This is a genomic window from Pseudomonas edaphica, assembly GCF_005863185.1.
Lineage (GTDB): Bacteria > Pseudomonadota > Gammaproteobacteria > Pseudomonadales > Pseudomonadaceae > Aquipseudomonas > Aquipseudomonas edaphica.
The window spans coordinates 1-13,966 of the sequence record NZ_VBVZ01000105.1 but is presented as its reverse complement, the minus strand read 5'-3'; the positions used below and the strand labels follow the sequence as shown (position 1 = coordinate 13,966).

General features: G+C 61.3%; 12 protein-coding genes. 5 read left to right on the top strand and 7 right to left on the bottom strand.

Annotated elements, in window-relative coordinates; genetic code table 11:
* The 4 genes from FEM54_RS09515 to FEM54_RS09500 all read right to left on the bottom strand — a co-directional run.
* Positions 1 to 569, bottom strand: a 569-nt coding sequence (locus FEM54_RS09515) for a carbohydrate porin (protein WP_138450608.1), incomplete at its 3' end; no start/stop codon positions are given.
* Positions 570 to 642: 73 nt separating this feature from the next.
* Positions 643 to 3,051 (bottom strand): glucose/quinate/shikimate family membrane-bound PQQ-dependent dehydrogenase, encoded by a 2,409-nt coding sequence (locus tag FEM54_RS09510; protein ID WP_138450606.1) that lies wholly within the window; start codon positions 3,049 to 3,051, stop codon positions 643 to 645.
* Between the two features lie 313 nt (positions 3,052 to 3,364).
* Entirely contained in the window at positions 3,365 to 4,255 is an 891-nt protein-coding gene (locus FEM54_RS09505; protein WP_138450604.1) for a proline iminopeptidase-family hydrolase, read from the bottom strand.
* 102 nt (positions 4,256 to 4,357) lie between these two features.
* Positions 4,358 to 5,233: a bestrophin family protein gene (locus tag FEM54_RS09500; RefSeq protein WP_138450602.1), complete on the bottom strand. Its 876-nt coding sequence runs from the start codon at positions 5,231 to 5,233 to the stop codon at positions 4,358 to 4,360.
* 324 nt (positions 5,234 to 5,557) lie between these two features.
* Here FEM54_RS09500 and FEM54_RS09495 point away from each other — a divergent pair, with 324 nt between their 5' ends.
* Both FEM54_RS09495 and FEM54_RS09490 read left to right on the top strand, forming a co-directional pair.
* Positions 5,558 to 6,448, top strand: a complete 891-nt coding sequence (locus FEM54_RS09495) for a hypothetical protein (RefSeq protein ID WP_138450600.1) — start codon at positions 5,558 to 5,560, stop codon at positions 6,446 to 6,448.
* Complete coding sequence (locus FEM54_RS09490) at positions 6,438 to 7,478, top strand: GGDEF domain-containing protein (protein ID WP_171045814.1); 1,041 nt, start codon at positions 6,438 to 6,440, stop codon at positions 7,476 to 7,478. Before FEM54_RS09495 ends, FEM54_RS09490 begins: the two co-directional genes overlap by 11 nt.
* Before the next feature lie 4 nt (positions 7,479 to 7,482).
* Here the strand turns inward: FEM54_RS09490 and FEM54_RS09485 are convergent, their stop codons facing one another.
* The 3 genes from FEM54_RS09485 to FEM54_RS09475 are packed head-to-tail and all read right to left on the bottom strand — an operon-like array spanning position 7,483 to position 10,710.
* Complete coding sequence (locus FEM54_RS09485; protein ID WP_138450596.1) at positions 7,483 to 8,160, bottom strand: SOS response-associated peptidase family protein; 678 nt, start codon at positions 8,158 to 8,160, stop codon at positions 7,483 to 7,485.
* Between the two features lie 42 nt (positions 8,161 to 8,202).
* Positions 8,203 to 8,925 carry a FadR/GntR family transcriptional regulator gene (locus FEM54_RS09480; RefSeq protein ID WP_138450594.1) on the bottom strand — a complete coding sequence of 241 codons (723 nt, stop codon included), beginning with the start codon at positions 8,923 to 8,925 and terminating at the stop codon, positions 8,203 to 8,205.
* Positions 8,926 to 8,973: 48 nt separating this feature from the next.
* A complete protein-coding gene (locus tag FEM54_RS09475) occupies positions 8,974 to 10,710 on the bottom strand; it encodes an IlvD/Edd family dehydratase (protein ID WP_017136520.1) in 1,737 nt (578 codons plus the stop codon).
* A 192-nt stretch (positions 10,711 to 10,902) separates the two neighbouring features.
* Between FEM54_RS09475 and FEM54_RS09470 the strand changes: the two genes are divergently transcribed.
* The 3 genes from FEM54_RS09470 to FEM54_RS09460 all read left to right on the top strand — a co-directional run.
* On the top strand, positions 10,903 to 12,225 hold the full coding sequence (locus FEM54_RS09470) for an MFS transporter (protein ID WP_138450592.1): 1,323 nt from the start codon (positions 10,903 to 10,905) through the stop codon (positions 12,223 to 12,225).
* Between the two features lie 15 nt (positions 12,226 to 12,240).
* On the top strand, positions 12,241 to 13,230 hold the full coding sequence (gene araD1, locus FEM54_RS09465; protein ID WP_099547905.1) for an AraD1 family protein: 990 nt from the start codon (positions 12,241 to 12,243) through the stop codon (positions 13,228 to 13,230).
* A gap of 10 nt (positions 13,231 to 13,240) precedes the next feature.
* Positions 13,241 to 13,966, top strand: a 726-nt coding sequence (locus FEM54_RS09460) for an aldehyde dehydrogenase family protein (RefSeq protein ID WP_138450590.1), incomplete at its 3' end; no start/stop codon positions are given.

The window sequence follows — 13,966 nt, the reverse complement described above, 5'->3', positions numbered from 1 at the left end:
TTCGGGTAGTTGGTCCAGCCGCTGCCGCCGGACATGTTCAGCGGGTGCCCGCAGAAACCGGCGTTCATGAAGTTGCACAGGATGCCGCTGTCGAGGCCGCCGAGGTCGTTGCCCATCGCCATGTAACCGAGCTTGATGTTCAGCGCGGGCGTGAACAGCGTGCGCTCGTAGCTCAGCTCGGTGAGGCGGGTGTAGAGGCCGCCATAGTTTTCCTGGATCGGCAGGCGGTTGCCTACCAGGTCTTCGGAGGCGCTGTTGCCGCGCCGGTCGTTGATGGTCAGCTGAATGCGGTCGCCGTTGGTGAAGCCGTAGAGCTTGCCGAGGTCGAACTGCACACCGAGCTTGATGTTTTGCGAGTAGCGCGCCGAGCGGTGTTGGCCGCCGTCGGCGTTGTAGGCGGTCTCGCCGCTGTAGTCGCCGGTGAAGCGGATGCCTTGCTCGTCGAGTTCACGGCGCAGGCCGCCCCAGTCGCCGGTCAGGGTAGTGTCGTCGGCTTGAACGGGCAGGGCGGCAGCCAAAGCCAGGCCCAGCGCCAGGCGGCCGAAGGGCATAGGAGAAGTGAGGGTCATGCGGGGTCTTCCAAACGGCATGTATAGAAAGGCGCGCGCGGTGCAGGAGAGCACCGCGCGAACAGAGGGGGCGTTACGGCAGGGCGTAGGCGATTACGTAGTCGCCACGGTCAGTGGACTGGCGAGCACCGCCGGCGGTGATGACGATGTACTGCTTGCCGGTTTTTGGCGACACATAGGTCATCGGGCCGCCCTGGCTGCCCACTGGCAGGCGGGCTTTCCAGACTTCATCACCGTTGCCGCTGTTGAAGGCGCGCAGGTAGAAGTCCTGGGTGCCGGCGATAAAGATCAGCCCGCCCTGGGTCGACAAGGTGCCGCCCAGCGTCGGCAGGCCGACCTTGATCGGCAGGTGCATGCGGATGCCCAGCGGGCCGGTGTCCTCAACAGTGCCCACCGGCACTTGCCAGGCGATCTGCTGAGTCTTCATGTCGATGGCCGTCAGGGTGCCGAACGGCGGTGCCTGGCACGGGATGCCAGCCACGGACAGGAAGCGGTTTTTGTTCACCGCATACGGCGTGCCCTTGAGCGGCACGGCGCCCATGCCGGTGTTCAGCGCTTCACCACCGGACGCGGCCTGGGCCTTGTTCTGCGACGGCACCATCTGGATCCACAGGCCCAGGCGCATGTCATTGACGAAGATAAAGCCGTGCACCGGGTCGGTGGAAATACTGCCCCAGTTCATGCCGCCCAAAGAACCCGGGAAGCTCAGCGATTTGTCGGTGCCCGGCGCGGTGTACAGGCCTTCGTAGCGCATGCCCTTGAAGTCGATACGGCACAGCAATTGGTCGAACGGCGTGGCGCCCCACATGTCCGATTCGGTCAGCGTCTGCGCGCCGATCTGCGGCATGCCCACCGATTTAGGCTGGGTCAGCGAGTAAGGCTCGTTGGGGATGTTGGCGGCCTTGACCGGTACTTCCTTCACGTCGGTCAGCGGCTTGCCGGTGGCGCGGTCGAGCACATAGATCTGCCCGGCCTTGGTGCCGATCACCACCGCCGGCACGGCCTTGTCGCTGCCCGGTGGGGTGAAGTCGATCAGGCTCGGCTGCATCGGCAGGTCGAAGTCCCACAGGTCATTGTGGACGGTCTGGTACACCCACTTTTCTGCACCGGTAGAGGCGTCCAGCGCCAGCACCGAAGCGCCGTATTTGTGGTTCAGTTGGGTACGTTCAACGCCGTAGATGTCGGTGGACGAGCTGCCCATCGGCAGGAAGACCGTGTTCATCAGCGGGTCATAAGACATCGGTGCCCAGCTGTTCGGCGTGCTGCGTACATAAGTGCTGCCGGCTGCCGGGGCTTGCTTGTCTTCGGGGTTGCCCGGGTCGAACGCCCAGCGCATCTGGCCGCTGATCACGTCGAAGCCGCGGATCACACCGCCGGGCATATCGGTTTGCACGTTATCTGCCACGCGGCCGCCGACCACTACGGTGGTGCCGGCGATCAAGGGCGCAGAGGACAGCTGGTAGTAGCTGTCCGGTACATTGCCCAGGCCGGCCTTGAGGTCCACCTGGCCGTGGGTGCCAAAGTCTTCGCAGAACTTGCCGGTGTCAGCATCCACTGCGATCAGGCGCGCATCAATGGTGTTGGTCAGCAAGCGGCGCTGGCATTGCGCGCCGGCCGGTACGCTGGCAGCAATGATCGGCGAGCTGTTTGGCTGGGTTGGCTGGGCAATCGGCGCAGTGGCATCGAAATACGCCATGCCACGGCAACGCTGCCAGACCGCCGATTTGGCGTTGACTTCGTTCTTCCACAGCTCTTTGCCGGTGTCGGCATCCAGGGCGATCAGGTTGTTGTGCGGGGTGCAGATGAATACCTTGTTGCCGATCTGCAGGGGCGTCAGTTGGTCTTCGGCACCGTTGCCGTCGCTGATCGCCACGTCGCCGGTGTGGTAGGTCCACGCCACTTTGAGCTTATTGACCGTGTCGCGGTTGATCTGGTCCAGCGCCGCAAAACGGCTGCCGCCTTCGGTGTTGCCGTAATGCGCCCAGTCCTTCTGCGCATCGGCGGCGGCCACTGGCGTGACGCCAGGGCCTTTGCCGGTGGGCGCAACGCTTGGGTGTGCAACGAACATATTGCCCGCCGCCAACGCCACGCCGACGGCCAGCACGGCGGCAACGCCATAGGCGCCACGCGCCGGTCGGCCGGCCAGCAGCGGATACACCAGCGCCACCACCAGGCCGATCACGGCAAACATGAACAGCCGCGAGAACAGCGGCCAGTACACCAGGCCCACGTCCGCAATCGCCCACACGGCGGTGCCAACCAGGAACGCGGCGAACAGCCAGGCGCCCGCCGGCTTGCGCCGCGCGATCAACATGCCGGAAACGGCCATGGCCACGCCACCGACCAGGAAGTACCAGGAACCGCCCAGGCTGACCAGCTTGGCGCCGCCCACAGCCAGCGCTACGCCGAGCAGGGCGATAACCACGCCCAGGCCCAGCAGGAGAAATCTAGAGGCGCCAGCGGCGCGCGATGCTCTTTTCATGTCGACAGGACTCGAAGGTGAGAGGGCAAAGACGCGATTTTAGCAATATAAGTAACCAGTTAGTACATTGTGCTGCGTAATAGTCTTTTACAAATGTGGGTACAACAGCAAAACCCTGGTTCGCAGGGCGCCGATGCGAACACAGATGTCCCCAGCGACTAAAACCAACTGTGGGAGCTGGCTTGCCTGCGATGCAGACACCTCGGTACATCAGGTACACCCAGTTGATGTGATCGCAGGCAAGCCAGCTCCCACACCAGCCCCATTCCACATTGACTTTAGTGTAGAGCGTCAGCCACAAAGCTCAATCTGGCTATTGCTCCACGTGCGCCAGAAACGCCCCCACACACGCCATGCACGCCTCACGTTCCTCGACATGCGGCATATGGCTCGACTGCTCAAAAATCTGCCAGCGCACGTCGCGGATGCCATCGGCAAACGGCTGTACCGTGGCGGGTGTGGCTTCATCAAAGCGCCCGGAGATCAACAACGTCGGCACCTGGATGCGTGGCAGTCGCTCGATGATGCTCCAGTGGCGCAGGCTGCCGATCACGTGGAATTCAGTGGGGCCGTTCATGGTGTGATAAACGGTCGGGTCGTCTTCGATGGCGGCATTGGTGCGCAGCACTTCATCGGGCTCCGGCTGGACGCGGCAGACGTGGCGGGCGTAATACACATCCGAGGCTGCGCGGTACTCGGCGCTGTCAGTGGTGCCTGCCGCCTCATGGCGCAGCAGGGTGGCCTGCACTTCGGTGGGCAATGCCTGGCGCAGCTCATTCGCGGCGGCGCACCACAGGTCCATGGAGGCGGGCGAATTGGCGATGATCAATGCCTTTAAGCCGGCGGGTTGGCGTACCGCGTGTTCAGCCCCAAGCATGCCGCCCCAGGACTGGCCCAGCAGCGCGTAGTCGCTGATGTCCAAATGCTCGATCAGGTTGTCCAGTTCCGCCAGGAACAACGCCACGTTCCAGAAGTCAGCGGATGCGTCGCGCAGGTGAGTGGAGCGGCCATTGCCCAACTGGTCGTAGTGCACCACCGCGCGCCCCGTTTCGGCCAGGTCCTTGAAACTGTCGACGTAGTCATGGGTGCAGCCGGGGCCGCCGTGCGCGACGATCAAGGGCAAGCGCCCGGAACTCAAATCGCCGGTGACCCGGAACCATGTCCGGTAGCCACGGAAATCGGCATAACCTTCGCGAACCTGCATGCTGTGTGCCTCCTTGGATAGATGCGCTACAGGCTAGTCAAAACCGCGCGTCAGGGGCACTGGTAAAAATGATAGGTTCTTGAATTAAAAAGCACCTTGAGCTTAAGCCAGCGCATCCCGCTGCATCGACTGCAGGTTCTTCTCGATGGTTTCGCAGATGGTTTCCATCTGGATCTGGTGTTCGCTGGAATGAAACGGGCTTTGCAAGTCAGTGCCGATGCGTTCGATCGCCAGCAGCATAAAGCCCACCACGGTCGAGGCCAGCGGGGTGAACCAGCCCAGGGATTCAACCAGGCCCACCGGCACGATCAGGCAGAACAGCGAGATAAACAGCCGCGGGAAATATACGTAAGGGTAGGGCAGCGGCGTATTGGCGATTCGCTCCATGCCGCCTTGGGCGTTGGACAGGTCCACCAGTGTCGACTCCAGCCGCGCCAGGCGAATACTGTCCAGGTGCCCGGCCTTGTATTCGCGGGCCAACAACGTCGCTGAACCGGTGAGGATGTCATTGGCAAAGTTGTTGGTGGCGCCATTGCGCGCAAACTCTTCGGCGGGGATAAACGCACGTACTTCATCCGGGCACGGGCGGCCCTTGAGGTGCGCCGCCAGGCAATTCACATAGGCCACATGGCGGCGCAACAGGGTGGCCTTGACCGGGTTTACCTCGCCGCTGGAGTCATCCAGCAACGTCAGTACCTGACGTGCAAAACTACGCGAGTTATTCACCATTGCGCCCCACAACGTGCGTGCTTCCCACCAGCGGTTATAGGCGCTGCTGTTACGAAAGCTGATCAACACCACCAGCGCCGACCCCAGCAGGGTCAGCGGCATCAGCGGCAAGTTGATCTTGGTGGTCAGGAACAACATGAAATCGACCGTGACGGCCACATCCCACAACAACAGCCAGAACAAGGCCCAACCCACATAGCCCATGGTTTTGATAATCAGGCGGTACTTTTTGATGATGGCGGCTTTCAAGCGAGGACCTCACGGCGAGCAATGGGCAATAAATACCCTAGCTCGGACGCCCGGGGGCGGTGAAAGGTTCGCGGTCATATTTCTGGCGCCATTTATTGGCTCTGCTTCACACGCAATCTTTGCACTGCTATTTCAAGCAAGTTCACCGCTTGCGCGTTAGCAAATAGCCCAGGAAGTGCAGTTGGAACAACTTTGGTAATGATGCTGTGCCACGCGGCAATCACTGTACATTGACCCCAAAGGCAAAGCGCCATCAGGGGCCGTTTTACGACGTGATTTGTTTTGGGACCTGACTACGTGAACTTTGTAGTCTAGATCAGTGGGATGAAGTTGGTTGATCAGGGTTCTTTCATGCGTGTCAGTTCGTTAAAGTTGGATATCGGTAATACTGCACAAGCACTTGAACGTCATGAGGACTTTGAATCTTGTATTCGGGCACATTATCAGGTGCTTCTTGGCCCTTACTCGAAACGCCCGTTTTTCTACAAAAGTGCAATGAAATACAGCCGTTTGATGGTCTCATTTGCACTGTTGAGCGAGTACTTTTCCAAACCGACAGCCTTGCTTTGCGAGGTGAAAGCCTTTTGTGTGGCGCGGGGGTATTGCTCAAGAAACAGCCTGGAGTCGATCTTCCTGCTGTTTCGGGCGCTGGGGTTCATGGTGGTCGACGCACACCCGGAGGACAGCCGGTTCAGGGTGTATGCGCCCTCGGATGAAGCCTGCCGGGAAGTGCGGCTGATGCTGACGTCGATTACCGACTCACTGGCGCTGATGTGCCCTGAGAAGGAGCGTTTTCGAACGATGCGCGAGATGGACGACCGCAGTTTTCTAGCCCTTTATTTCAAAGGATTCGCTCAGATCCTGGCCGACGAAATGACCGTTGATGTGTTGCTGCCCGACTGTTTTTGGCTGGTGAAGAAAGATGCAGGCCATTTGTTGATGCTGGCGATATATAACGATGCTTTTTCACCGGAAAACGAGCGCATGACCTTCAAATCGTCATCTTATCTTGCGCTCGCCCAGCAGCTGTCGGTATCAAAAACCCATATTATTCGAATGGTCCGGGAGGGTGTCGAGAAGGGCTATTTCAAAGTGCATGCGAAAAAAAAGCTGGAAGTGCTGCCCGCTTTTGTTTGCCTGGTAAGACGCTTTATGGCGTTTTCATTTGCGGTTGGCCTGCACGCGGTTGAAAGAGGGGAAAGGGATGCCTGCTAACTTGAAGTTAAGGCCACGGATGCGCCGGTTACTGTCGCCAGCGGTCACCCAGGCCGAGTTAATCGGGATTATTGCCTGGCTCGGGGTGTTGTTGATTCATCCGGACATGCAGCTGGATATATATCTGGTGGCGATCAGCCTGTGCCTGATGGCGGTGTGTCGACTGCACCACATGACCCCCCACTTTTACCTGTGGCGTGCGCTCGGGGTTGTGTATGTCGTGCTACTGTCCGTGGGGTTTGCCTATGTCATCAGCGCGCATGGGGAGTTGCGCCTGTTTGGCTTGCCGCTGGCGGTTATCCTGGTGATCAGCAGCGCCATCCTGTTTATCAGTGTGCAGGATTATCTGGTCTGCGCCACGTTGGTCTGGTTGATTTTATGGCCGTGCATCCAGGCGGACATTTACGGCGATGCCCAGGTCTATCTGTATATTTTTTGCGTCGCGTCGGTGGCCATCGGTTTTATCCTGAGTTTTTCCTATTTGAAGAACCTGCGCTCGGTGTTGCTGGTAGAAAGTGAGTTTCGCGAGCTGGCAGAGACGGATTACCTGACCTCCATTCTCAACCGGCGCGCCTTCATGCAGGGCTTTGACGCGTTGATCACCAGCGGCCACAGCGGCTATTTCATGATGTTGGATATCGACAGTTTCAAACTCAAAAATGACCGGTATGGTCACGATGTGGGCGACAGCATTCTTTGCGCCATGGCCACCTGCCTGAAAACCGCCAAAGGCAGCCACAGTTTCGGCAGGATCGGCGGCGAAGAATTCGGCGTGCTGCTGTTGGGCGACGACCCGGCTGTCGCCTGCGAGTTCGCACGGGATTTGTTGCAGGCTATCCGGCACAGTGTGGCGGCGCCGCACAATTACACGTGCAGCGCGGGAATGGCGCGGTTTTCGGCGGGGGACGAGATGTCGGCAGTGCTTAAGGACGCTGACCGCAACCTGTATGGCGCCAAGCAAAATGGCAAGGACCGGGCCTATCTGGAGGGCAGGCCGATTAATCCGCACGGGTGTGCAGTCGCCCAATGAGTGCTCAGCGCGGCTGGATCAACGCTGGCCCATGGTTGCGTGTGTTGCCCACGGCACTGTCGACCTTGAACCATTCGAACACGTCTGCCGGGTCGCCCTGCAACAGCACCATCTGCTCGGCGCGACTTCGGGAGGTGGCCGGGTCCAGCCACTCACGGGCCAGCTCAGGGGTGAATACCACCGGCCTGCGGTCGTGGATATCGAGCATGCCACCGGCGCTGTCGGCGGTGATGATCACGAAGCCATCGTGCGCGTGCGCGCCCTCATCGGCGTCGGGCAGTTGGCCTATGGCGGCACAGAATACCGGCGCACCGTCGCGGCGACGAATCAGGTAGGGCTGTTTTTTCGCGTCGCCTTCATCCACCCATTCAAACCAGTTGTCCACTGGGGCAATTGCGCGATGCGGCCAGATCGCGCGAAAGAACGCGCCGTGCGCGACCTTCTCGACACGCGCGTTGATCGCCAGCAGGCGTTCTTTGCTCCAGTGCGGGCGCCAGCCCCAGCGCACCGGGTCAGCGTGCAAAAGATCATTGTCCAGGTGCAGCAACGCCACGGGGGTGGTTGGCGCCACGTTGTAGCGCTCAAGCGGCTGGTCGCCCACGCTATTGGCCAGTGCATTGGGCATGCTCAGCGCCGCCACAAAGTCATGAATACCGCGGTACTGCGAAAGTCGTCCGCACATGGCCGGTTCCTCGAACTGACTCCCTGAGCGTAGACGATCAATTTACAGCGGCGTGAGCACGTTCATCACCGTGTCCAGCGCCACCCGCGTGTCATCCAGTTGCACCAGCGAGGCGTGCCGGGCGCCGAGGGCGTCACGGTTCTGGATGGCGGTGAGGATCGCTTTGTGGCGGGGCAGGCTCAGGCCCTGGATGTCAGGACGGCGGTTGGTGATGTTGATCGACTCGCGCAGCGGCAACGACAGCATGTTGCACATGTAGGCGAGCAAGTCGTTGCGGGTCGCGTCGGCGATGGCGCGGTGGAAGTCCAGGTCGGCCTGCAGCAGGTCATCGTGGGTCTTGGCGGTTTCCATGCCCTGGTAGGCGGTTTCGATGGTGGCGATGTCTTCGGCGGTGGCCGTGGTCGCGGCCATGGCGGCGATTTCCGGTTCGAGGATGCGCCGCACGCCGGCCAGGGTGTTGAAGAATTCGCTGTGGGGCGTGGACTGCATCAGCCAGGACAGCACGTCCGGGTCAAGCAAATGCCATTTCACCCGTGGGCGCACCACCGCGCCCACCCGTGGTTTGGAGTACACCAGGCCCTTGGCGCTGAGCACGCGGGTCGCCTCACGCAACACCGAGCGGCTGACCTGGTATTCCTCGCACAGCGTGGCTTCCATGGGCAGGCGTTCTTCGGGCTTGAAGCGACCGGAAACGATGTGCATGCCCAAGTCCTGAACGATCTGGGCATGCTGGCTCTTGCGCGGCTTGGGCGGCTGGTGATCCATAACGACGGGGAGGCTCTGGCTTAGGTTCGCGGCATCATAGCATCCCAATTAGTGGGAATGCCGGGGGACTTCAGCGCCACGGCAGCCCACCAGGAAGTCGAAGTCGCAGCCTTGATCGGCCTGCAGCACGTGATCGATATACAGCTGGCGGTAGCCGCCGACGATCAGGTTTTGCGCTGGCGCAAGGTCAGCCATGCGCGCCGCCAGTTCGGCGTCGGGGATATCCAGGTGCAACCGGCCGTTGGCGCAGTCGAGCTCGATCCAGTCACCTTCCTGCACCGTGGCCAGCGGCCCACCGGCGGCAGCTTCCGGTGCCACGTGCAGCACCACCGTGCCGTAGGCGGTGCCGCTCATGCGTGCATCGGAAATGCGCACCATGTCAGTCACGCCCTGGGCCAGCAGCTTGGCGGGCAGGCCCATGTTGCCGACTTCGGCCATGCCGGGGTAACCCTTGGGGCCACAGTTTTTCATGACCAGAATCGAGTTGGCATCCACGTCCAGCGCCGGGTCATTGATGCGTGCCTTGTACATGTCGAAGTTCTCGAACACCACCGCGCGGCCACGGTGCTGCATCAACTCGGGGCTGGCGGCGGAAGGCTTGAGCACGGCGCCCAGCGGCGCCAGGTTGCCGCGCAATACGCAAATACCGCCATCGGCGCGGATCGGGTTATCGAGGGTGCGGATCACCTCATCCTGGCCGTAGATCGGCGAGTCCTGGGTGTTCTCGCCCAACGACTTGCCATTGACCGTCAAGGCATTCGGATGCGGGATCAGGTTGGCTTCGCCCAGGCGACGCAGCACGGCCGGCAGGCCGCCGGCGTAGTAGAACTCTTCCATCAGGAAACGGCCTGACGGCTGCAGGTCGACGATGGTCGGCACGCCACGGCCCATGCGGGTCCAATCGTCGAGGTCGAGCTCGACACCGATACGCCCGGCGATGGCTTTGAGGTGGATCACCGCGTTGGTCGAACCGCCGATGGCCGCATTCACCCGGATCGCGTTTTCAAATGCTTCCTTGGTGAGGATTTTCGACAGTTTCAAATCCTCACGCACCATCTCGACCGCGCGCATGCCAGACATATGCGCCAGCACATAGCGCCGCGCGTCCACCGCCGGAATCGCCGCGTTGTGGGGCAGGGAAGTGCCGAGTGCTTCGGCCATGCAGGCCATGGTCGACGCGGTGCCCATGGTGTTGCAGGTACCCGCCGAGCGCGACATGCCGCCTTCGGCCGCAAGGAAATCGTCAAGGGTGATGGTGCCGGCCTTGACCTGCTCGCTCAGTTGCCACACCACCGTACCCGAGCCGATGTCCTGGCCCTTGTGCTTGCCGTTGAGCATCGGCCCGCCGGTGACCACGATGGCCGGCACGTCACAACTGGCCGCGCCCATCAGCAGCGCCGGGGTGGTTTTGTCGCAGCCGGTGAGCAGCACCACGCCGTCGATGGGGTTGCCGCGAATGGCTTCCTCTACATCCATGCTCGCCAGGTTGCGGGTGAGCATGGCGGTGGGGCGCAGGTTGGATTCGCCATTGGAGAACACCGGGAATTCCACCGGGAAACCACCGGCCTCGATCACACCGCGTTTGACGTGCTCGGCGATCTGGCGGAAATGCGCGTTGCACGGGGTCAGTTCCGACCAGGTGTTGCAAATGCCAATGATCGGTTTGCCATGGAACTGATGGTCGGCAATGCCCTGGTTCTTCATCCAGCTGCGGTACATGAAACCGTTCTTGTCGGCGGTGCCAAACCACTGGGCGGAGCGTAGGGCGGGCTTTTTATCAGGCATGATCGACTCTCTTATTGTATGACTATATGTTCTATATGTGCCTAAACATAAGCGCAAAAACGCAGCTTTGGAAGTGTTGTTTTGCAAATAGTCATACTATATAGTCCAGCTTAATTGAGGTTTGACCCTGGCGGATTTTCGCGAGAGGCAGCCCCCGAGCTTCTATAAAAACAACAATCGGAGATCGACCCCATGAGCCAGGAACTGCGGCTTGTTCGGCGTATCACGCTGAAACTGATTCCCTTCCTGATCCTGCTGTACCTGATCGCCTACGTGGACCGCTCGGCGGTGGGGTTTGCCAAGCTGCACATGGGCGCCGACGTCGGCATCGGCGATGCCGCCTATGGCCTGGGGGCGGGGTTGTTCTTTATTGGCTACTTCCTGTTTGAGATCCCCAGCAACCTGATGCTCGACCGTTTTGGCGCGCGGCGCTGGTTTGCACGGATCATGCTCACCTGGGGCGCCATCACCATTGGTATGGCCTTTGTGCAGGGGCCGCACAGTTTTTATGTGATGCGCTTTTTGCTCGGCGCGGCCGAAGCCGGGTTCTTTCCGGGCGTGCTGTACTACATCACCCAGTGGTTCCCGGTGCGCCATCGCGGCAAGATCCTGGGGCTGTTTATCCTCTCCCAGCCGATTGCCATGATGATCACCGGGCCCGTGTCCGGCGGCCTGCTGGGCATGGACGGCATCCTTGGTCTGCACGGCTGGCAATGGCTGTTTATCGTGATCGGCACGCCGGCGTTGCTGCTGACCTGGCCGGTGTTGCGCTTTCTGCCGGACGGCCCCAAGCAGGTCAACTGGATGAGCGAAGACGAAAAAGCCTGGCTGACCGCTGAGTTGGCCAAGGACCTGCAAGCCTTCGGCCAGACCCGCCACGGCAACCCGCTGCATGCCCTCAAGGACAAGCGCGTGTTGTTGCTGGCGCTGTTCTATCTGCCGGTGACCTTGAGCATCTATGGCTTGGGCCTGTGGTTGCCGACCCTGATCAAACAGTTCGGCGGCACTGACTTGGTGACCGGCTTTATCTCGGCGGTACCCTACATTTTCGGCATCATCGGGCTGCTGATCATCCCGCGCAGTTCCGACCGTTTGAACGATCGTTATGGCCACCTTGCCGTGCTCTATGTGCTCGGCGCCATCGGCTTGTTTTGCAGTGCCTGGCTGAGCGTGCCGGTGCTGCAAATGGCGGCGCTGTGCCTGGCGGCATTCGCCTTGTTTTCCTGCACGGCGGTGTTCTGGACCTTGCCGGGGCGGTTCTTTGCCGGCGCCAGTGCGGCGGCGGGCATTGCCTTGATTAACTCGGTGGGCAACCTGGGCGGCTATATCGGCCCGTTCGTGATCGGCGCGCTCAAGGAGTACACCGGCAACCTGGCTTCGGGCCTGTATTTTTTGGCTGGCGTCATGGTGTTCGGGCTGGTCTTGACCGCTGTGGTGTACCGCGTGCTGGAGCGCAAGCATGTGCTGCCTGCCGACCAGTTTGCCGCCAGCGCCCGAGGCGCCACACGTACTTAATCCTGGAGAAGTTTGATGCGTTTAGTTCAGTTCGAATTGCGTAACGGTGAGCGTCGTGTCGGCGTGGTGCAAGGCAACACACTGCGCGAAGTGCACACCGCGCGCAGCGTGCGTGAGTTGGCGCTGGCCGCCATCGATGCCGGTGTGGGCCTTGCGCAACAGGTCGACAGCCTCGGGCTGGGCGACAGTTACGACTACGCCGCGCTGTTGGCGGACCTCAAAGTCCTGCCGCCGCTCGACCATCCCGACCCCGCGCACATGCTGATCAGCGGTACTGGCCTCACGCATCTGGGCAGCGCCTCGGCCCGCGATAAAATGCATCAGGCCGGTGACGACAGTGCCTTGACCGACACCATGCGTATCTTCAAATGGGGCGTGGAAGGCGGCAAACCGCCGGCCGGCCAGGCCGGCGTGCAACCGGAATGGTTCTATAAGGGCGATGGCAATATTGTCGTGCGCCCAGGCCAGGCATTCCCGGTGCCACCCTTTGCTGAAGACGCCGGTGAAGAGCCGGAAATCGGCGGGTTGTATGTGATCGGCCGTGACAGCAAGCCCTACCGCCTGGGGTTTGCGGTGGGCAACGAGTTCTCCGACCACGTCATGGAGCGCAAGAATTACCTGTACCTGGCCCATTCCAAGTTGCGCAGTTGCAGCTATGGTCCGGAGTTGCGTGTGGGTGAGTTGCCCGAGCATCTGGCCGGCACCAGCCGCATCCGCCGAGACGGTCAAGTGATATGGGAAAGCGAATTTCTCAGTGGCGAGGCGAACATGTGCCACAGCCTGGAAAACCTCGAGTACCACCATTTCAAATACAGCCAGTTCCTGACCCCGGGCGACGTGCATATTCATTTCTTCGGCACCGCCACCTTGTCATTCGCCGACGGTATACGTACCCAGCCGGGGGATGTGTTCGAGATCAGCCAGGCCGAGTTCGGCGCGCCGCTGGTCAATCGGGTCGGCAGCGCCGAGGCGGCGTTCGCACCTGGCACTGTCATCAGCCTTTAAGGAGATCAGCATGAATCCGTTTCTCGGCCACAACTACATCGGCGGCCAGCGCAGCGCCCAGGGCAGCATCACCCTGAAAAGCGTCGACGCCAGCACCGGCGAGGCCTTGCCTCAGGATTTCTATCAGGCCACGCCCGCCGAGGTGGATGCCGCCGCCAAGGCCGCCGCTGCCGCCTATCCCGCGTACCGGGCATTAAGTGCATCGCGGCGGGCGCAGTTCCTGGAGGCGGTGGCCGATGAGCTGGACGCGCTGGGGGATGATTTTATCGAGTTGGTGTGCCGCGAAACGGCATTACCTGCTGCGCGCATCAAAGGCGAGCGCGGGCGCACCAGCGGCCAGATGCGCCTGTTCGCTACGGTATTGCGTCGTGGTGATTTTTACGGCGCGCGTATCGACAGAGCCTTGCCCGACCGCCAACCCCTGCCGCGCCCGGACCTGCGCCAATACCGCATCGGCCTCGGCCCGGTGGCGGTGTTTGGTGCGAGCAACTTTCCCCTGGCATTTTCCACCGCCGGCGGCGACACCGCTGCCGCGCTGGCGGCCGGCTGCCCGGTGGTGTTCAAGGCGCACAGTGGGCATATGGCGACGGCCGAGCGGGTGGCCGATGCAATCATCCGGGCGGCCGAGGCTACCGAGATGCCGGCGGGGGTGTTCAACATGATCTTCGGTGGCGGCGTCGGTGAGGCGCTGGTCAAGCACCCGTCGATCCAGGCCGTGGGTTTTACCGGCTCGCTC

Excerpts from the sequence above, each read along its gene's own strand:
- FEM54_RS09510 (WP_138450606.1), bottom strand. The coding sequence starts at position 3,051 with ATGAAAAGAGCATCGCGCGCCGCTGGCGCCTCTAGATTTCTCCTGCTG.
- FEM54_RS09505 (WP_138450604.1), bottom strand. The coding sequence starts at position 4,255 with ATGCAGGTTCGCGAAGGTTATGCCGATTTCCGTGGCTACCGGACATGG.
- FEM54_RS09495 (WP_138450600.1), top strand. The coding sequence starts at position 5,558 with ATGAAGTTGGTTGATCAGGGTTCTTTCATGCGTGTCAGTTCGTTAAAG.
- FEM54_RS09490 (WP_171045814.1), top strand. The coding sequence starts at position 6,438 with ATGCCTGCTAACTTGAAGTTAAGGCCACGGATGCGCCGGTTACTGTCG.
- FEM54_RS09485 (WP_138450596.1), bottom strand. The coding sequence starts at position 8,160 with ATGTGCGGACGACTTTCGCAGTACCGCGGTATTCATGACTTTGTGGCG.
- FEM54_RS09480 (WP_138450594.1), bottom strand. The coding sequence starts at position 8,925 with ATGGATCACCAGCCGCCCAAGCCGCGCAAGAGCCAGCATGCCCAGATC.
- FEM54_RS09475 (WP_017136520.1), bottom strand. The coding sequence starts at position 10,710 with ATGCCTGATAAAAAGCCCGCCCTACGCTCCGCCCAGTGGTTTGGCACC.
- FEM54_RS09470 (WP_138450592.1), top strand. The coding sequence starts at position 10,903 with ATGAGCCAGGAACTGCGGCTTGTTCGGCGTATCACGCTGAAACTGATT.
- araD1 (WP_099547905.1), top strand. The coding sequence starts at position 12,241 with ATGCGTTTAGTTCAGTTCGAATTGCGTAACGGTGAGCGTCGTGTCGGC.